At 41.1% G+C, this 19,829-nt stretch carries 18 protein-coding genes and 1 pseudogene; 8 read left to right on the forward strand and 11 right to left on the reverse strand.

The genetic code is table 11. The features are described 5' to 3' along the window. Positions 1-110: 110 nt before the first annotated feature. A pseudogene (locus OIZ54_RS06495) lies at positions 111-499 on the forward strand (hypothetical protein); the annotation flags it as partial. A gap of 212 nt (positions 500-711) precedes the next feature. On the opposite strand, the gene OIZ54_RS06500 reads toward OIZ54_RS06495, so the two are convergent. The 6 genes from OIZ54_RS06500 to tkt all read right to left on the reverse strand — a co-directional run bounded on the left by OIZ54_RS06500 (position 712) and on the right by tkt (position 6,148). Next, positions 712-1,128, reverse strand: coding sequence for a GNAT family N-acetyltransferase (locus OIZ54_RS06500; protein WP_096739189.1), 417 nt, complete (start codon positions 1,126-1,128; stop codon positions 712-714). A 17-nt stretch (positions 1,129-1,145) separates the two neighbouring features. Beyond that, positions 1,146-1,601, reverse strand: a complete 456-nt coding sequence (locus OIZ54_RS06505) for a GNAT family N-acetyltransferase (protein WP_138578998.1) — start codon at positions 1,599-1,601, stop codon at positions 1,146-1,148. A 70-nt stretch (positions 1,602-1,671) separates the two neighbouring features. Continuing rightward, the gene (locus OIZ54_RS06510; protein WP_138579953.1) at positions 1,672-2,907 is read right to left on the reverse strand and encodes an NRAMP family divalent metal transporter; all 1,236 of its coding nucleotides are present in this window, start codon (positions 2,905-2,907) and stop codon (positions 1,672-1,674) included. 142 nt (positions 2,908-3,049) lie between these two features. Further along, the gene (gene hpf, locus OIZ54_RS06515; protein WP_024033129.1) at positions 3,050-3,406 is read right to left on the reverse strand and encodes a ribosome hibernation-promoting factor, HPF/YfiA family; all 357 of its coding nucleotides are present in this window, start codon (positions 3,404-3,406) and stop codon (positions 3,050-3,052) included. A 178-nt stretch (positions 3,407-3,584) separates the two neighbouring features. Next, on the reverse strand, positions 3,585-3,899 hold the full coding sequence (locus OIZ54_RS06520) for a pyrimidine/purine nucleoside phosphorylase (RefSeq protein ID WP_024033130.1): 315 nt from the start codon (positions 3,897-3,899) through the stop codon (positions 3,585-3,587). A 257-nt stretch (positions 3,900-4,156) separates the two neighbouring features. Beyond that, on the reverse strand, positions 4,157-6,148 hold the full coding sequence (tkt, locus tag OIZ54_RS06525) for a transketolase (RefSeq protein WP_264390011.1): 1,992 nt from the start codon (positions 6,146-6,148) through the stop codon (positions 4,157-4,159). Positions 6,149-6,452: 304 nt separating this feature from the next. Here tkt and metK point away from each other — a divergent pair, with 304 nt between their 5' ends. The 5 genes from metK to serA all read left to right on the forward strand — a co-directional run bounded on the left by metK (position 6,453) and on the right by serA (position 11,001). Further along, positions 6,453-7,604, forward strand: a complete 1,152-nt coding sequence (metK, locus tag OIZ54_RS06530; RefSeq protein ID WP_004586168.1) for a methionine adenosyltransferase — start codon at positions 6,453-6,455, stop codon at positions 7,602-7,604. A gap of 308 nt (positions 7,605-7,912) precedes the next feature. Beyond that, positions 7,913-8,455 carry a hypothetical protein gene (locus OIZ54_RS06535; RefSeq protein WP_029774274.1) on the forward strand — a complete coding sequence of 181 codons (543 nt, stop codon included), beginning with the start codon at positions 7,913-7,915 and terminating at the stop codon, positions 8,453-8,455. 19 nt (positions 8,456-8,474) lie between these two features. Then, positions 8,475-9,071, forward strand: coding sequence for a 5-formyltetrahydrofolate cyclo-ligase (locus OIZ54_RS06540; RefSeq protein ID WP_264390012.1), 597 nt, complete (start codon positions 8,475-8,477; stop codon positions 9,069-9,071). Positions 9,072-9,108: 37 nt separating this feature from the next. Continuing rightward, positions 9,109-9,762, forward strand: coding sequence for a ribose-5-phosphate isomerase RpiA (rpiA, locus tag OIZ54_RS06545; RefSeq protein WP_264390013.1), 654 nt, complete (start codon positions 9,109-9,111; stop codon positions 9,760-9,762). 9 nt (positions 9,763-9,771) lie between these two features. Continuing rightward, complete coding sequence (gene serA, locus OIZ54_RS06550; RefSeq protein ID WP_004586164.1) at positions 9,772-11,001, forward strand: phosphoglycerate dehydrogenase; 1,230 nt, start codon at positions 9,772-9,774, stop codon at positions 10,999-11,001. Positions 11,002-11,087: 86 nt separating this feature from the next. Here the strand turns inward: serA and OIZ54_RS06555 are convergent, their stop codons facing one another. Continuing rightward, a complete protein-coding gene (locus OIZ54_RS06555) occupies positions 11,088-12,020 on the reverse strand; it encodes a hypothetical protein (RefSeq protein ID WP_029774278.1) in 933 nt (310 codons plus the stop codon). A 75-nt stretch (positions 12,021-12,095) separates the two neighbouring features. Further along, on the reverse strand, positions 12,096-13,481 hold the full coding sequence (gene radA, locus OIZ54_RS06560) for a DNA repair protein RadA (RefSeq protein WP_004586161.1): 1,386 nt from the start codon (positions 13,479-13,481) through the stop codon (positions 12,096-12,098). Positions 13,482-13,840: 359 nt separating this feature from the next. Between radA and OIZ54_RS06565 the strand changes: the two genes are divergently transcribed. Then, positions 13,841-16,318 carry a PilZ domain-containing protein gene (locus tag OIZ54_RS06565; RefSeq protein ID WP_264390014.1) on the forward strand — a complete coding sequence of 826 codons (2,478 nt, stop codon included), beginning with the start codon at positions 13,841-13,843 and terminating at the stop codon, positions 16,316-16,318. Positions 16,319-16,505: 187 nt separating this feature from the next. On the opposite strand, the gene serB is transcribed toward OIZ54_RS06565, so the two are convergent. After that, the gene (serB, locus tag OIZ54_RS06570) at positions 16,506-17,522 is read right to left on the reverse strand and encodes a phosphoserine phosphatase SerB (protein WP_264390015.1); all 1,017 of its coding nucleotides are present in this window, start codon (positions 17,520-17,522) and stop codon (positions 16,506-16,508) included. 151 nt (positions 17,523-17,673) lie between these two features. Between serB and OIZ54_RS06575 the strand changes: the two genes are divergently transcribed. Beyond that, entirely contained in the window at positions 17,674-18,294 is a 621-nt protein-coding gene (locus OIZ54_RS06575) for an AhpA/YtjB family protein (RefSeq protein WP_004586158.1), read from the forward strand. Here OIZ54_RS06575 and OIZ54_RS06580 read toward each other — a convergent pair. Continuing rightward, positions 18,261-19,028, reverse strand: a complete 768-nt coding sequence (locus OIZ54_RS06580) for a TatD family hydrolase (protein ID WP_248530643.1) — start codon at positions 19,026-19,028, stop codon at positions 18,261-18,263. The two genes, OIZ54_RS06575 and OIZ54_RS06580, sit on opposite strands and share 34 nt — an antisense overlap. 12 nt (positions 19,029-19,040) lie before the next feature. Further along, positions 19,041-19,679, reverse strand: coding sequence for a pyridoxamine 5'-phosphate oxidase (gene pdxH / locus OIZ54_RS06585; protein WP_248530642.1), 639 nt, complete (start codon positions 19,677-19,679; stop codon positions 19,041-19,043). Between the last annotated feature and the right edge of the window lie 150 nt (positions 19,680-19,829).

Consider the following 19,829-nt stretch of genomic DNA (forward strand, 5'->3'; position numbering starts at 1 on the left):
TTTGTAACTAGGTATCTAATCTTTATAATTTTTAAATCTAACACTAACCATGGATTCATGTTTAATTTAGACTAATAAATAGAAAGATTAAAATCAGCTATTAGAAAGATAAGAATTTAAATTTTTACTATTTTCATAACTGTTTATACGAGCACGTATGGCAAGACAATGCGCGGCGCCACTCAAATTCACCGACACCATGACGCTGATTAATAAATTTACCAGCGACTACAAAGTAATTTTTGTGGACGATGCTACTATGGGCCCATACGAAATAGCCTACCCCGGCGGCTCGGTAGAGCACTACAATGAAGAGCCCGGCAGTGCATGGTTACAACGAATTACCAATCACTTCGATAAAGTAGCCTGGCTCAACCCACAACCGGTTGAACACTGGCCGTACTATCAATCAATTGATTTTATAAAGCAGCTGATGGACAACAGAATGTACCCGCTGAGTTTAGATGGAATAAGTAACGCGATAAAAGAGCTGAGTTAGAAATTAATTTACCTCAGCTCAGCGCTAGCGGCGGGGCTTCAGGCGTGAACCTATAGCGTTGTTGGGTGACGCCTTTGGCTTAACCAACCTACCTTTGACGTAGGTCGGATAAGTGGCGAAGCCACGCCATCCGACAAAAATGATGAATTAACTAGAAACAACCCGACTTACAGAGTTAATGGAAAATATAAAAAATTCAGCAATATTTATTATTACTTGTTAATAAACTTACACATTCCAAACCCTAAACTATCGCCATCGCGTTTTACATAACCATATTGTGTATAAAATCTTTCTTTACCGTGAGCACTTAATAAAGCGATTGTAGCGCCATTAGGGCTGGTGCTGCTTAGGTAGTTTTCAATGTGGGTCATTACTAAATGACCAATGCCTTGTTTTTGATAGCTTGGCGCAACAATTATATCTTGAATATAAAAATACATTGCGCCATCACCAACCACTCTGCCAGTGCCTATCAACTTACCCGTGTCGTATACAGTGACCCAAAACAATGAGTTTTCGATGCTTGCTTTTAATGTTTTATCGTCAGGGTTTTGCCACTTTACTTGTGTACGTAAATTAGCAAATTCATCCTGTGCTGGAGCTTTCAGTTCAACGTTATAAACCATAATATCCCCTACTCACTTTAAAGCACTTTACTCATAAACAAGCTATACGGATCTTGCTCATAATTCCCAAATGGTTCGCATTTTTTAAAACCAAACTGAGTGTAAAGCTTTTGCGCGGGTAAAAACGCCTTTGCAGTGCCTGTTTCTAAACTTAACTTTTTATACCCTAGCAGTGTTGCTTGCTCAATAATATGCGTGAGTAACTTAGCGGCTATGCCTTGGCGTAAATAGTTGCTTGAGGTGCGCATTGATTTAATTTCGCCATGCGTTGTATTTAGTGCTTTTAAAGCACCAACACCCGCTAAATTATTATCAATCCATAAGCTATAAAAAGTTATATCAGGCTTTGTGAGTTTAGTTACATCCAGCGCATGTACGCTTTCAACAGGTGAGTGTTTTAGCATATCGTTATGATGCGCTTGTAGTAACTTTATAATGTGTGGGTTTGAAAGCGCGTCTGTTCTAATATCCATTTACACCCCATTTAATCCTTGAATTTAATGCTTAGGGCTTTAATTAAAGCCCTAAAGCAAATAGCTATATTTAGGCTGCTAGCTTCCACACCACAAACGCAACAGCAAAACCAACCAAGTACACTAAGCCTAACCATGTTAAGCTGCGCAATAGTACGCTGTGTTTAATGGCCGGCTCTGAGCGCACTAAACTAAAGTTAAGCCATGCAAAAACGGGGGTGGTGACAAAAGCAAGTGTCATGGCAAAGGTAAGCATGGGGCCAAGGGCCGATTTAAAAAATAAAATCACTGCCATACCGGCAAATGCCTGCAGTACTAACCAAATATTTAAACTGTATTTAGATTGCTTAAAGCCAAGTAGTTTATGTGACTCGTTAAGTGTACGGGCGTAGCCATCAAGCACGGTGAGTGTAGTGCCAAACATACATAAAAAAGCAATGGCTGATACAAGCGGCCTTGCCCACTCGCCAATAGTCAGTGCATACATATCAATAAGCTGTTTAGCAAAGGCAACACCGCCAAGCTCAATACTGCTGCTTTGCCCGTATTGCACCAGCACACCTAAGCTAAAAAATACCAATGCTAAACAGGCTGTTAGCCAATAGCCTACGTTAAAATCGAATAAGCCTTGGCTTTTAGTAACCGTTTGCTGAGTTTGTTTTTCTTTAAGCCAAAGCGAACTAAGCGCTGATATTTCTATGGGTGCTGGCATCCAGCCCATTAACGCGACCATAAAACTCAGCATAGCCAGCTCGTACGGAGACGGGCCAACATAATCAGCTGGTGCCATTGGGCCGTTACTAAACGCGATAAGCAGCGCAATAACAGTAGCAAGCGTTAATAGCCCCATAATGCCTTTAGCAACGCTGTCGAGCGCTTTAAAGTGCCCAAGTAATAAAATAGCTAAACTCACACCGAGTAATATCCAACACAGTAGCGTGACTTCTATCACTATTGGCAGTGCATAATGCAGCAAGCTTGCAGTCAGTAATAACACCCCTGCGGTATTAACTATGGCGGCCAGTATATTTAAGCCAATAAAACTATAAAAATAGACAGGCCCTTTATTTTTATAGCCTTCTACCAAACTGTTTTTGGTTGCTAAGGTGTATTCCATACCAAAGCGAAAAAATGGGTACTTTAATACGTTAACAACGAGAATTAGCCAAAACAGTTGCCAGCCAAATAGCGCGCCAGCTTGAGTAGATGCAACTAAGTGAGAGCCGCCAATTGCTGCGGTTGCCATTAAGATACCAGGGCCTAGTGCGCCCAATCGAGATTTCCAAGAGGTGTGTGTTTGCTGCATTAATTTCTCAAATTATGTGTGTCATTCGCTCTGGTTATTAATTTTCATAATTAATAACACCGAAGGCTGCATAACTTACCTAAATTAAAGGCAATAAAAAAGAGCCGTAAGGCTCTTTTTTATAGTACTTTGGGACTAAATCTTATTTTAGTTCCATCTCTTGGATGATTTCGTGCGCTATTTCTGGCGTTGTGCTTACAGGCTTTTCGTGTAAATTTGCTTTTATTTGCCCTTTTCGATGTTTTAGTGCTGCATCGAGTTTTTTAGCTGCGCTTGCAATCGCCGGGTACATAACTTCGTTTTCCCCTTTTACCGATATACGCGCACCTTCGTAATTTGTGCTAATTTCTGCTTGGATTTTGTGATGCTCTTTAGACAATATAATGTCGAGTGCGATAAGTGATGGAAAGTGGCTCTCGATTTTTGAAAACTTTTCGTTGATATGCTCTCTAATAGAGTTAGTAACGTCTACATGGTGACCAGAAAGATTAATTTTCATAGGGTATCCTTTTATTTGTTACCTCATAAATAGTATTGGGGGCTATTTAGATTAACACAAGGAAAAAGCACTGATTTTTGAAATTAATTTGTTACTTAAACTGATTTAAATTATAAGTTGTGCAAGGTTTATGCAAAGCCCATAAAATATGGGCTTTCAGACGTCTAGCCTTTAGCGTTTAGTCTGTGTACGAACAGCAATAGTCAGCAAAATCACTCACTTTTACTTTAAAGCTCACATTGGCATCAACGTTAAATGATTCGCCCGCGATAAATGTTTTCCACTGCGTTTCGCCCGGTAATAAAATGTCCCATTGGCCGCCTAACAGCTCCATGAGTTCTTTTTTGCTTGTATCAAATACAAATTCGCCTGGTTGCATAAAACCTAGCGTTTTGGTTGTGCCATCGTTAAATACCACGGTACGGCTTGATACTTTACCGTCAAAATACACGTTCGCTTTTTTAATTACGCTTACATTTTCAAACTGAGACATCCTCACTCCTGTTGTATTATTTTATTTAATCGGCCACCACCTTGCCTGATAGGTCATAGCCTTGCAAGAAAAGCGCTGTGAAAATTACTCATCTGAAATTAAAGCTCAAAAGGCTTTAAGCTAAAAAAGTACTACGTATTACAAGCAGTGTGATTCAAGTATCTTAAGGCTACTACGCCACTTTATAACTCAGTTAGCAAACAAAAAAGCCCGCCCTGTTTTAGACAGGGCGGGCTTTTAAATATTAAAGTTAACGGTTAAAACAACGCGTTTGCTTTATTTACAATGTTCTCTACTGTAAAGCCAAAGTACTCAAACAGCTCACCAGCAGGTGCCGACTCACCAAAGGTAGTCATACCTACTACTGCACCGTTTAGGCCAACGTACTTGTACCAGTAATCAGCAATACCAGCTTCTACTGCTACGCGGCGTGTAACGGCTGCCGGTAGTACGCTTTCTTTGTACTGTGCGCTTTGCTCTTCAAATACATCAGTACATGGCATAGATACAACACGTACCTTTTTACCTTGGCTGCGTAGCTCTGTTGCAGAGTCTTGTGCTAGCTGCACCTCAGAACCTGTAGCAATAATAATTAGCTCTGGCTCGCCGTCACAGCTAAGGATGTAACCACCCTTTTTAACATCTGCTAATTGCTGAGCGTCACGCGCTTGTTGCTCAAGGCCTTGGCGAGTAAAGATAAGTGATGTAGGACCGTCTTTACGCTCAATAGCTTGTTGCCATGCAATTGCCGACTCAACTTGGTCACACGGGCGCCAGTTGTATAAGTTTGGCGTTAAACGCATGCTAGCAATTTGCTCTACCGGTTGGTGAGTTGGACCGTCTTCACCTAGGCCGATTGAATCGTGCGTGTATACAAAAATGCTTGGTTGCTTCATTAGCGCAGCCATACGTACCGCATTTTTTGCGTATTCAACAAACATTAAGAACGTTGCACCGTAAGGAATAAAGCCTTTATGAAGGGCAATACCATTCATAATTGCCGACATACCAAACTCACGTACACCGTAGTAAACGTAGTTACCGCTTGCATCGTCTGCAGTTAGCCCTTTAGAGCCATCCCAAATTGTTAAGTTTGATCCAGCTAAATCGGCTGAGCCACCCATGAATTCTGGTAATAACGGACCAAATGCATTTAATGCATTTTGTGACGCTTTACGAGATGCAGGGTTTGCAGGGTTTGCTTGTAGTTGCTCTATGTACGCTTGAGATTTTTCAGCCCAATCGCCTGGAAGTTCGTTATTAATACGGCGCTTATATTCAGCTGCAAGCTCTGGGAATGCCTTTGCGTATGCTGCAAATTTTTCGTCCCAGCTAGATTCAAGCTGTTGACCTTTTTCTTTGCTATCCCACTGTGCGTAAATATCATCAGGGATTTCAAATGCACCGCCAGACCAGCCTAAAAATTCGCGAGACGCTGTAATTTCGTCATCACCTAATGGCGCGCCGTGACAATCGTGGCTACCAGATTTATTAGGTGAACCGTAACCAATCACTGTTTTACAACAAATTAGTGATGGTTTGTCGGTAACACTTTGAGCCTCTGCTATTGCAGCACTAACAGCATCGCTGTCGTGGCCATCAACGTCACTTATTACATGCCAGCCGTACGCTTTAAAGCGTGCTGGTGTATCGTCGCTAAACCAACCTTCAACTTCACCATCGATTGAAATACCGTTGTCATCCCAAAAAGCCACTAACTTGCCAAGGCCTAATGTGCCAGCAAGTGAACATGCTTCATGAGAAATACCTTCCATTAAACAACCATCACCCATAAATGCATACGTGTAGTGATCAACAATGTCGTGGCCTTCACGGTTAAATTGTGCAGCAAGCGCTTTTTCAGCAATCGCCATACCTACCGCGTTTGTGATCCCCTGACCTAGTGGACCCGTAGTAGTTTCAATTCCCGGTGCATAACCGTACTCAGGGTGGCCTGGCGTTTTAGAATGCATTTGACGGAAGTTTTTAATTTCATCAAGTGGTAAGTCGTAACCAGTTAGGTGCAATAGAGAATAGATAAGCATTGAACCGTGGCCATTTGAAAGAATAAATCTGTCACGGTCAGCCCACTCTGGATTAGTTGGATTATGCTTTAGATAATCGCGCCATAATACTTCTGCGATATCGGCCATGCCCATAGGGGCTCCAGGGTGGCCAGATTTGGCCTTTTGTACTGCGTCCATTGACAAGACGCGAATAGCATTTGCAAGTTCTTTGCGAGATGGCATGAATTCTCCTACCTTTATGTGTATTTGCGCGGGTACTTATGTGTTCGTTAATACCCTTAAGTAACTTAAGAGCTGTTATAGCAACCATTCTTACTTAATGTGGGTGCAGTGTGCAATTAAAAACCCCATAAAAATGGGCTATTATGAATATTTTTTAAGACCAAAAAGTTATTACTCATTTTATTTAGACGTCTAGGCGTAAAAACACTATGCAAGGTGTTTTGTTTTAGATAAAATACGCCCCTTAATTTTTTAGCGCTAATACCGACGTTTGTGAAGCGCAATATTTGTGAGCAGAAATACAATGGCAAAACATTTATTTACTTCTGAATCTGTTTCTGAAGGTCATCCGGATAAAATCGCCGATCAAATCTCTGATGCGGTACTTGATGCTATCCTAGAGCAAGACTCTCATGCCCGTGTTGCGTGCGAAACTTACGTAAAAACCGGTATGGTTATGGTTGGTGGTGAAATTACCACTAGCGCATGGGTTGATATTGAAGAAATTACACGTAAAACAGTACGTGAAATTGGCTACACGCATTCAGACATGGGTTTCGATGCAGACTCGTGTGCAATTTTAAACACAATTGGTAAGCAGTCTCCTGATATTAACCAAGGTGTTGACCGTACTAGCCCAGAAGAACAAGGTGCTGGCGACCAAGGCTTAATGTTTGGTTATGCATGTAACGAAACAGAAGTACTGATGCCTGCGCCAATTACTTACTCACACCGTTTAGTACAGCGCCAAGCGCAAGTACGTAAAAGCGGCGAGCTTAACTGGTTACGCCCAGATGCAAAATCTCAAGTAACTTTTGCATACGAAAACGGCAAGCCAGTAGGTATTGATGCAGTTGTGCTTTCTACTCAGCACGCTGAAGAAATTTCGCAAAATGACTTAGTAGAAGCCGTGATGGAAACCATCATTAAGCCGGTACTTCCTGCAGAGCTTATTACTAGCGCGACTAAATTTTTCATTAACCCAACGGGTCGCTTTGTAATTGGCGGACCTATGGGCGACTGTGGTTTAACAGGTCGTAAAATCATCGTAGATACATACGGTGGTATGGCACGTCACGGTGGTGGTGCTTTCTCAGGTAAAGATCCATCAAAAGTTGACCGCTCAGCTGCATACGCTGCACGTTACGTTGCTAAAAACGTAGTTGCGGCTGGCCTTGCTGATAAATGTGAATTACAAGTATCTTACGCAATTGGTGTAGCCGAGCCTACCTCTATCAGCGTTGAAACCTTTGGTACAAGCAAGCTTGAAGAAGGTCGTTTAATTGAGCTTATTCGTGAGCACTTTGACCTACGCCCTTACGGCTTAATTCAAATGCTTGATTTAGAGCGCCCAATTTACCAACCAACAGCGGCATACGGTCACTTTGGTCGTGACGAATTCCCATGGGAACGTACAGATAAAGCAGACGCACTTCGCGCAGCTGCTGGCCTATAAGCCAAAATGCATTAAATAATAAACGGCCCTTTTAAGGGCCGTTTTTATATCTAAAGCAAAGGCTAATTATGCGCTTTATATCAATTGCATTAATTTAGTTGTTTATCGTAGCACCCAAAAAATAGTGCAATAACAAAGGAATTTACGGCGTACAGTTATTTTATATAAATAATTTTAACGCAGTCAGTGCGCTCTTTAATACGCTAAACTAATCGTGTTTTGAATTAAATTGGTATTAGCTAGCCCTCGAATTTCGTACGGTTTTAGGTATATACTCTTTGCATAATAAAAGCTTAAGGGATAAGTAAATGGCCAATAATTTTCGCGTTATGTTTGTAGGGCTCGCCGAGGGCACTGAGGCTAAAACGGCCTGCGTTAATTTAGCAAGTAAACTAAAAACGTCTGAAGATAAAGTAACTCAGTTTTTTAATGGCAAAGCACTCTTTGCACCTAGCAATAAAGACAAAGCCTTAAAGCAGGCCAAATTACTGGCAAGCCTAGGCATTAAAAGTAAGTTACAAGCCACAGGTGAGCTACCCACTCAAAGCCCTAGCGCAGCTAGTCAGCGTGATGAACGGATTTTTGATGCCCTTGATTACATAACGAGCAGCCTGATCCGCCTAGAAGAAAAACTAGAAGAGCTAGAACAAAGGCTTCCAACCAATGAGCTAAAAAGCCCTACAGACGAAAGCGATGAGTGGCAAGAAGATGATCTAATGCTTGACGAGCAGCTCGATGAACCTGTTAAAACGCGTAGCAATACTTTGCTATATTCACTGATTGCCACCGCCGTTTTACTACTTATTGTGCTTGCTGTTTACTTAGCTTTTCCTGATTTAGTGTCTATTTAATCAAAGGTGCGTAATTACAATGAGCAATAAACGTACACACATACGCCAATCTATTCGCCAATTACGCAATAATCTATCAAAAAAGCAGCAAGAAAAAGCCGCTGCACAGCTAAAGTTGAATTTTACTCAACAGCTAAACAGCGATAAAACAGCCTCAAAAAAACATATAGCCATTTACTTTAGCAACGATGGAGAATTAGATACATCATTGTTAATTAATGAGTTATGGCAACGAGACCATACCCTTTACTTACCCGTTATACACCCATTTAATGGGGCTACTTTGCTGTTTCAACGCTATGAAAAAAACTCACCCATGAGGGCAAATCGCTATGGTATCTTGGAGCCTAAGCTGAACTGCTCTCAAATATGCCCATTAACTGATTTAGATTACTTACTGATGCCACTTGTAGCATTTGATAATCAAGGTAACAGATTAGGAATGGGGGGTGGATTTTACGATAAAACACTGGCGCAATTACACGCTTACAATTGGCAAAAACCGCAACTTATAGGCTTAGCACACAGCTGCCAAAAAGTAGATGCACTGCCAATTGAATCGTGGGATGTTCCACTTAAAACCATTATTACTCCCGATAAAATTTATCACTGGTAATAAACACCCACTACACATTTGAAATATGAGCATAACAATGACGCAAGACGAATTAAAAAAAGCAGCTGCGTGGGCTGCACTCGAGTTTGTAAAAGAAAACACCATTGTTGGTGTGGGGACAGGCTCTACCGTAAATCATTTTATTGATGCCCTAGGCACAGTAAAAGACACCATGACGGGTGCGGTATCTAGCTCTGAGGCTTCAACAGCGCGTTTACACGCGTTAGGTATTGAAGTGTTTGAGCTAAACGATGTAGATGCTCTTGATGTATACGTAGACGGCGCAGATGAGATTAATGCCCAAAACGAAATGATCAAAGGCGGCGGCGCAGCACTTACCCGCGAAAAAATAGTCGCAGCCGTTGCAAAACAATTTGTTTGTATTGTTGATGACACAAAATTAGTAGATACATTGGGCGATTTTCCGCTTCCGGTAGAAGTTATACCCATGGCACGCAGCTACGTAGCGCGTGAATTATTAAAACTTGGTGGCGACCCTGTGTACCGCCAAGGCGTAGTAACCGATAACGGTAACGTTATTTTAGATGTACACAATTTAAGTATTAGTAATGCCAAACAACTTGAAACACAAATTAATTCAATTGTTGGCGTAGTTACCAACGGCCTATTTGCGATGCGCGGCGCTGATAAAGTGATTATCGGCACTAAAAATGGGCCACAAATTAAATAGGATGAGGTTATGAGTAAGGTATCGTTAGCAAAAGACAAAATTAAAATTCTCTTGCTTGAAGGTGTTCACCAAAGCGCAGTAGAAACGCTTAAACGTAATGGTTACAGCAACATCGACTACGTAAAAACATCGCTACCTGAGGACGAACTTAAAGAGCGTATTAAAGATGTACACTTTGTAGGGCTTCGTTCTCGTACTCATATTAACCAAGCAGTTTTAGACTCAGCTGAAAAGCTAGTAGCCATTGGTTGTTTTTGTATTGGTACTAACCAAGTTGACTTAAACTCAGCTCGCGAGCGCGGTATTGCGGTATTTAATGCACCGTTTTCAAACACTCGTTCAGTGGCTGAACTTGTACTTGGCGAAATACTATTACTATTACGTGGTATTCCAGAGCGTAATGCAGCAGCGCACCGTGGCGGCTGGTTAAAAACAGCAACCGGCTCGTTTGAAGCGCGTGGTAAAACGCTCGGGATTATTGGTTACGGCCACATAGGTACACAGCTTGGTATTATGGCTGAAAACATAGGTATGAACGTAGAGTATTACGACATTGAAGATAAGCTCTCTTTAGGTAATGCAACACAAATTCATAACCTAACACAGCTTTTACAGCGCGCTGATATTATTAGTTTACACGTACCAGAAACACCGCAAACTAAAAACCTAATTGGCACAGCAGAACTTGCCGTAATGAAGCAAGGATCAATACTAATTAACGCTTCACGCGGTACTGTAGTGGATATTGATGCACTTGCCGAAGCACTTAGCGAGAAAAAGCTAAGCGGCGCAGCTATTGATGTATTCCCTGTTGAGCCAAAATCTAACGAAGAAGAATTTGTATCGCCACTGCGTGAATTCGACAACGTTATTTTAACGCCGCACATTGGTGGTTCAACCCAAGAAGCGCAAGAAAACATTGGTATTGAAGTCGCTGGTAAATTAGCTAAATACTCAGATAATGGTTCAACTATTACAGCGGTTAACTTCCCTGAGGTTTCGCTACCAGAGCTTGCTAACCGTAGCCGCTTATTGCACGTACACCACAACCGCCCTGGCGTACTTACGCAAATTAACCAAGCGTTTGCCCAGCACGGTATTAACATTGCCGCTCAATACTTACAAACTGATGAATCAATTGGTTATGTAGTTATTGACGTAGATACCGATCAGTCAGAAGTTGCACTTAAAGAGCTAAGCGCAGTAGAAGGTACAATTAGAGCGCGTATTCTTCACTAAGCTATCAGCTAAAATAATAAAAGCCGTACTTGATTAATCAAGTACGGCTTTTTTGTATTAAACTGGCTACTAAGAGCTGTTCGCAATTACTCGCCTTTAACTTCTAAATTAACAAATTTAACTAGCTCTTCTGGCTGGCCAGCTAGCATCATTATTTGCTGGTTTACTTCCATCATGGTTTTACCTTCAGGCAATTTTGCCGATATGCTTAATGAGTTTAAACCTTTGGCAAAATCAGTCAGCGCCTGTGCAATTTCTTCAGTTACGGGAGCTTGCTGTAACTGTTGCTGTAGCGTCATTTGCATTTGCTCAAGCGTCATACCTTGTTTTTCAAGCTCGCTCACAAATAGCTCTTTTAATTTCCCTTGGTTGTTAAGTACTAAATTAATATTTCGTGGCTCAAGCTTACTCATAGCTTGCATAACTAAGGTCTGCTGTTGTAACTCTTGCTCGTACGTAAGCGGCGTGTCACCTGCTTCTTGCTGTGCTTTGCTTATCGCAAGGGATGCGTCCATTAATGCTTTAGAATTGGCAAGGCCTACATCCATATTAAAACTAGCAATATCTTTTGCATCTAGTTTTAAAACTACGTCACTGTCGCCAGATTGTTCATCGTAATCGAGCGATGAGCTTAAGTCGTAACTTGCAGAGGCAAGCATTTCGTTTGTATCAGCAGGTAGTTTTGCTACAAAGTCTTTATCGAACTGAAAGCTTTTTACTGTAAACGATGTATGTGGCGATATTTTATCGGTTTCATAACCGGTTACTTCAATACTTTGAATATGCGCTACGTTATCACCTTCAGGGCTAATTACTTCCATGTTAGTAATTTCAACACTTTGAGAAATAACACTTGCCGATAAACCCGCGTATTTAAATGTTGCACCGGTTTGATCGCTCACTAAAGCAAGCTGCTTGTCTACTTCGGTACGTACTTCTTGAGTTGCTACATAGTTTGCGTAGCTAACACCGCCTACGCCAGCTGCAACAATGGCTATGGCTATTACGAGTTTTTTCATGCTATTTCCTTATTCTGATCTGTATATAAATTGTGTTTGCTCAAGAGTAACATTGCACAGCAGCCGCTGTAAGCGTTAATTAATTAAACTCAGTAACTCGTGCACGGTTTTTACTGGCGTAATTTTAGCCCCTAGTCCTTCCATCGATTTATGGTAATTACGAAACGGAATAAATATTTCAGTAAACCCATGCTGAGCCGCTTCTTTAACCCGTGGTACACCGCTGTCGATTGGGCGCACATCGCCGTTTAAACTAAGCTCACCCATAATGCAGGTTGTACGCGGTACAACAAACTCGTTTAAGCTGCTTAAAAGCGCGGTTACTAACGCTAAATCAATACAGGTTTCGGTTTCATCGATTCGTAAGCCGCCCACAATATTAAAAAACGTATCGTGAAATATTTTAGTTTTGGTGTGTTTGCGTAAAATACCAGTGAGCATTTTTATTCGGTTCATGTTTAAACCCACGCACACACGCTGCGGAAATTCGGCTTCGGTTTCGGTGGTTAAACATTGAATTTCGAGCAATAAATTACGGTTACCTTTTCGGATACACGTAATAGTAGAGCCTGGTGATTCAGTACTTGATCCCGATAAAAAAATCTCGCTGGGGTTATCAACACTTAGCATGCCGCGTTCGCACATTTTAAAAATGCCTACGGTATCAATATCACCAAAACGGTTTTTATTAGCTCTAAGCGTACGTACTTGTCCATCATTCGTGTCAATATGCAATAAGGCATCCACTATATGCACTAATGTTTGCGGCCCTGCAATTTCGTTGTTTTTATTAACATGGGCAATAATAAACATAGTGACATCGTTTTGCTTACAATACTGAGTAAGCGCTTGCGCGGCACTTTTTACTTGCGAAGGCGAACCAGGGCTGCCATTTGCAGTGTCGGTTACAACAGCTTGAATAGAGTCGATAACAGCAAACTTAATTTTATTTTTATCAAGCTCTTCAATAATGGTTTCTACGCTAGTTTCAGAAAGTAAATAAAGCTCATCGGCGTTATAGTTAAGCTTTAAGCGGTTTACACGGTTTTTAAACTGCGACAACGACTCCTCAGCAGTGCAGTAAAGTGATGGCATACGCTGCGACATTCTGGCTACTAAATCAGATAACAGCGTTGTTTTACCTGCCCCTGGGTCGCCCGATATAATATTAACCGAGCCCGTGGTTACACCGCCGCTTAGTACACGGTCAAGCTCGCCTATTTCTGTTAGCTGCTTTTCGGCCTCGGTGGTGGCTACATCATCAATTTTTTTAGAGCCACCACCAATACCACCTGCATAACCACCAACGGTTGCTCGCGCAGCGGCTTTTTTACTTTGCCCTGCAGAGGGTTTAAATTCTGCCAACGTGTTCCACGCACCACAGCGACACTGACCTTGCCAACGTTGGTAGTTCATACCACACTCTGTACAAACAAATTCTACTTTTGCCGCCTTAGCCATTTATAACCTTACCTACTATTCTTTAATTTAAAATGCATACATTTAGTTGTTTATTTTATCATGGGGAGAACGACATAGCAGCGCTACATTGCTAAAGCCAATCAAGGATCTATATTAGAAACAAACACATGTAATTTTCTCTTTTACTTTAAGTTAGGGCATACTTATTGCTTTTAAATACTTTAAAGTAACTTGCCAACAAATTGGCATTTAACACATAATAACAAGAGTTAAACTGTACTTACACGAAAAATCGTACCTATATTAATAACATAGCACGATGTTACGTTTATTGAATTTTTCAAATAAATGGACTTTACAGTATACCTACTTTTCAATTAGACGGTGACGATTTATAAATGGCTGAAGACATACTGCTCAAACACGAAGACCTCGTAAATGAGCTAAAAACCTATTTAGGTAACGCAAAGTTCGACCTAATTTTCAAATCTAAAACGGCAGATTTAACAAAGCCTGAGCAGTTTTTAATGAAAATGGAAATGTCGCGCCTATCTCAGCCAGTTGCCCGTTTTGTTGACCTGCGAGGCTTAGTAACAGGCCAAGTTCGCCCGTATGAGCACAATGGTAAACAACACTTTATGGATGACACCGCCATAGAAGTATTTGAGGCAGCCTTAAAACAACACGGCGGCTATACTTTAGCGGTATACGAAGCGGTAATGAATACCGAAAACAACCATCGCGTACTACAAAAACAGGCACAAGAGCAAAGTGATACACAAGTTGAAAACGACACTCTGACTACCAGCGTAATAAAATTTGCCTCTTATGAAAGCCGCTCTGAGGAGCGAATGAACTACTCGATTAAAGTTAAAATTGAGTACAACGATAAGAAAAACATTGCCGCGAGTACCTCAGATATCTCTTTGAGTGGGTGTAAAATTAAGCTTCCTACCCGCCAAATTATAAAAAAAGGGCAGCTAATTGCCATGCGGCTAGTAGGGCTTGAGCAAGATTTTGAGCTAGGCCTTAAAAATGGCATTCAATATGAAGTAGTTGCAGTTGAAAACATATCTCGTGAATATAACCACATTCGTTTAAAGCGTACTTTTATAGAAAAAAATGAAGCATTCGATAATTTTTTAGATAGCTTTATAAACGGTAATAAACGCCGCTATAAAGTGAACTTAGATAACACCCTAGATGCTGTTGTTTCAAAGGGTTATGAGCAATATTATATTCCGCGCGTTACCTCTTTATACGTATTTTTAAGTAAAAAAGGCGAAAAAATTGTTCCTAGTTTAAGCCTAACCACTGAAAATAATATTTTTATTCAGCGCTATTTTACTGATGAACGAAAAGTGCCCTGCTTATATAGCATTTTAAATAATCAACGTATTAGCCAAATGCTTACCCAAGTAAACGCAGTAAAAGAAGATTACTTATATACGTTTACTCATGTTTCTGCAGGAAAAATTTATTACTACTCAGCCACGCGTACAGAGCTTAATAACAACCCTAAATTAAGAAACCTGTTTTTAGGGTTTGGTAGCCAAAAAGACAGCTGGCAATGCTTTAAGTTACAAGTTATGCCAAGCCACCCTGATGATTCGTTTATTCCATTATCGTTGCCTAATTCGGCGGGTAAAAACATAGAAAAGCTTAATAAGCCACCTTCTCCAAGAGTGGCTGGCCTTATAAAAGATGTAAAATATATTGCGGTTTTAACCGCCATTGGCAACAGTGAAGAACAAGCGCATTATAAGAAGCAGCCCTACGATAAGGCGTTAGTTAACCAGCTTAAACATTTTGGCCACGCTAAGCATAATAAGCCTCCTTATTTAGATATTGTGCCACTAGAGTATGTAAACTTACGCTCTCACAAACGATACTTATATAAAACACCTGCCGAGCTTTCGTTTGAGGATAAGCAGTATCAGGCTCATACTCGGGATTTTTCGGTTATGGGTTTGCAATTAGAGTCAGCCTCGCCGGTTAGCTTTAAAAAAGGCGATATTGTTTTACTGTCTTTCCCCGATTTACAAAAAATAACTAAAAAGCATAATTTAAGTGAGCTTAAATACGAAGTGATGGCAATTAGTAAGTCGTTAACGACCATTAATTTAAAAGCCAACAGAGTTGCTGACTTACCACATGCAGGGGTTAACTTTTTTACCCAATTAATTCAAAGTAATAAAGATAAATTAAAAGTGTCTGAAGAAGCCCCTAAAATAGAAGGCCTTTCTACCGCACTGAGAAATATGGTGACCAAAAGTGTGTGCCAATTCCCGCTTTATTTACATAAAGAAGCAAACCACTTTATTCCAGGAGCCATAGGTTTTGGTTTATATGCCAGCCCAATTCACGTGATTTTACAAAATTTTGGCTTATTAAATAATAAAACTGACCTAAGCCATATTTTAACGCAGCAACAAATTATTGATGTGATCACTCCAAGCATTAAAGATCGTAGCCGACAAGACCCGCCTTTGCCGTTTACACTCGCAATTAATTTTGACCCTAAACAAGATAACATTGAAAAAGCTGTGACGAGCCAATGCGTACTAGGCGAAAACTATTCAAGCTTTAGTGAGCAAATTAGCGCAGGCGTTAAATCTGAGCTGGTATTTGTTATGCGCTTGTACTTATCGCGAACGGGTCGCCCGGATACAGACTACCTATCAAACGAACTTAAATATGTAAGCCAATATGCAATGCACAAAGCAAAAGACATAGAAGAAGCGCTGTGGGCAGTATCTGGGGTGGGTGATATTGTAGATATAACCGACGAAGCGCTTAGCCATTTAGAGTTAGATCAAAAGCAGGTCGCTCAAATGGGCCGCAGAAAGCTGTTATGGTTAAACCGCTTGCGCTAAGCGGCTTAATACCAATCGACTTAAAAGTTTATAGCGTGCTAAATAAAGCGTTAGCGGCGTTATAAACTTCTCAAATAGAACAACTACATGTCGAATTAATGCCTTGTTATCACGCTATTTATCTGTCGCTATAAATATCTAATAACTTAACCCGATTGGTATAACTTATTTTGTGGATATTCTCAGGTTACTTATTTAAGGGAATAGCCAACATATACAGCAATTGCAGTAACGAGCCCTGACATATAGCCGCTTGCGCTTGCTCCACCACTTTTGGTTTACCATGTACGGCAACGCCTAATCCTGCTTTTTCCATCATGAGCAAATCGTTTGCGCCATCGCCAATGGCTACCGTTTGCGTATTTGCTAAGCCCAGCTTTTGCTGCAGTGTTTCTAAAACAACCGCTTTTTGCTGCGCATCAACAATGGCACCAGAGACTTTTCCTGTGAGTTTATTGTTTGCAAATTCAAGCACATTAGCATGTACTTCATCTAAATTAATCAGCTGCTGCACACGCTCGGCAAAGGGCACAAACCCGCCTGATGCTATAGCAAGATACCAATTATGCTGCTTTAATATTTGGCATAACGCTTTAATACCTGGCATTAATGGTAAGGTGTTTTTTAAATCTTCAATTAAGCTTTGCTCTATGCCGGCTAACTTTGCTACACGCTGATTTAAACTTTCGCTAAAATCTAGTTTGCCCGCCATTGCAAGCGCGGTCACAGAAGCCACATCGTCATATACATCTGCTAAACGTGCAATTTCATCAATACACTCTATGGTGATGGCGGTAGAGTCCATATCCATAACCAGCAGCCCTGGCTCATATAGGTTGGGTGGCGTTGTAACTTGCACTAGCTGAAAATCAAGCGTGTTTGCAAACTCTCTTAGCGCAAGCGGGTTAATTTTTTGCTCCGCCTCTGGGCTATAAAAACACAGAGCTGGGGCTAACCCTAAGTCGGGCTGATATTGACATACAGCGGTTACTTTAAGCGCGTGCGTTTTTAGAAAGTCGATAATGCTCGTTACATGCTTTAGTTCGAAATCGCCCGCAAACGCAATACTAAATAACCCAACGGTTTTATCTGGTATTGTTTGAGCAGGAGTAAAACTCCCTTCTTTGTAATCAAACCATGTGTTTAGCGTTAAAGAATGTAATGCTTGCTCAGCAGCTGGCTGTGCCATGTTCATTTGCGACATGGGTTCTCCGTGTTTGTTATTTATTTTTCTAATTTGGCGTATCAATTAGGGTATTCATAACGCTAAATTCGCCATCGGGGTAGATTTAAGGTTATAGTTAGCGTAGTTGTAACATCAAATCAAAATGCTGTCAGTAGCATATACGGTGACTATGAAAAATAACCATATAAAAAGCCCTTTGTCTGCATCACAAAGAAAGCGAATCGTTCGCTTGTTATTGGCTGCGGGCTGTTTTGTATTACTGAGTTTTGTAGGTGTTAACAGTAGCTTTGAAAGCCACCAACTACTTTATAATAGTGCCGATAATACTGCCAAAAGCTTAACCTCATTTATGGCACTTAATGCTAAAGAGCCATTGCTTGCTAAAAATAAGCCACAGCTTAGAGCTTTGTGTAATGATATAAGCAAAGACGAGTTTGTACTTTCAGCCACAATTTACGATCAGCAAGGCGTACTTATAGCCAGCAGCGATCACTGGCAATCGCACCACATATTTGGCCAATTGCCAGAGTCTACCCCAGGGATTAGTAAACTAAAAACCCCATTTGTTGAGCCTGTTGTAAGCGACATAGATAAGCCTTTAGGCTTTGTATCTATTACTTATTTAACCCGCGCGGCAATATCTGACAGCCACAATCATTTTCATGATTTAGGCAGGCAAGTTTTATTAATGCTAGTAATAGCCTGTATTTTTACATGGCAGCTAGGGCGAGGCCTAAAACGTTGGCAGGTAAATCGCTATATGCAAAAAACCTCAGAGCAAGAATCGTAAAGCTGCTGAGCAAGTTCGGCTTTATTACTATTTGGCTTTAAGCTGCATAAAACTTCAAATACAGTAGGAATATGCGCAGGGGTGTTAATTTCTCCCTGATGGCCACTTAATGGCATTGAGGGTGCGTCCGTCTCAAGCACTAAATGCTGCGGTTCTATTTGAGCAATTACATCACGGGTTTTAGCTGCTCGTTCATAAGTAATAACGCCACCTACACCTAATTTAAAGCCCTGTTTAATATAATACTGTGCTTGTTGCATGGAGCCTGAGTATGCATGTATCACCCCGCCATATTTTGGCTTGCAGCGCTTAAACGCATGCGCAATTAAATCATGGCTTTGCCTGTGATGCACAATAAGCGGCAGCTTGAGCTCGTTAGCAAGGGTAATATGTTGCTCAAATAGGCTGGTTTGTTTTTCAAGGTCATCAATACTTCTATCAAGCCCGCACTCCCCTATTGCCACCAGCTGTTTTTTATTGGTTTTTGCAAAATCGAATAACTGCGCTAAGTGAGCATCTTTATGCTCATTTAAAAAGTAAGGGTGAAGCCCTGCGGCAATATGTACTTGTGGGTATTTAGCTTTAAATTCAATTAGCTGCTGAGATTGCGCCAAGCTAATACCTGGCACAACAAAGCGCTCAACACCTTTAGCCATACACTCTTTTATGAGTGCTTCGCGGTTTGCGTCAAACTCAGTAAAATCGAGGTGGCAGTGGGAGTCTATAAACTTCACAGCGTAAACCGGTTAAGGGTTTAAACGCGTTATTTGCCAGCTATTATCGGTTTGGCGCTGATAGATAAAGCGGTCGTGTAAACGATGTGCGCCACCTTGCCAAAACTCAATTTTAGAAGGGATTACGCAGTAACCGCCCCAAAAGTCAGGAAGTGGAATTTCACCATTAGCAAATTTACTCTTCATATTAGCAAAGGTTTCCATAAGCACTTTGCGCGATGAGACCGGCCTGCTTTGCGCTGAGGCCCATGCTGCTAATTGGCTTTCTTTAGGGCGCGATAAAAAATATTTAGCGACTGCAGCCGTCGGTAATGGTTTTGCCTCGCCGTATACAATCACTTGGCGCTCCATATGATGCCACGGAAAATGCAGCGATATTTTGTTATTGCCTTTTAGCTCTTGCGCTTTACGTGAGCCGGTATTAGTAAAAAATACAAACCCGTTATCATCTAAATGTTTTAGCAATACAATACGCTGTGAAGGTTGCCCGGTTTCATCAACCGTTGCCACAACCATGGCCGTTGGGTCTGGGATATTACTGCCCACAGCATGCTCAAGCCACGTTTCAAATTGTTTGAATGGATCATCTTGCAAGTTATCTTCGCTTAGCGCGTCTTGCAGGTATTCACGGCGGATGTCTTCGAGTTTCATAAACAAATCCTTCTCTGTTTATTAAAGCGTATGTGGGTAAGTAAGGTCAGGCAATTAATAGTAATCAGTAATAAGAACAATTTTATATTTTGGGTTAGTGCTTGGTTAATGTTGGGTTTCGTTTCACTCAACCCAACCTACGGTGCTGAC

It is taken from the genome of Pseudoalteromonas sp. A3 (genome assembly GCF_025942345.1).
GTDB lineage: Bacteria > Pseudomonadota > Gammaproteobacteria > Enterobacterales > Alteromonadaceae > Pseudoalteromonas > Pseudoalteromonas atlantica.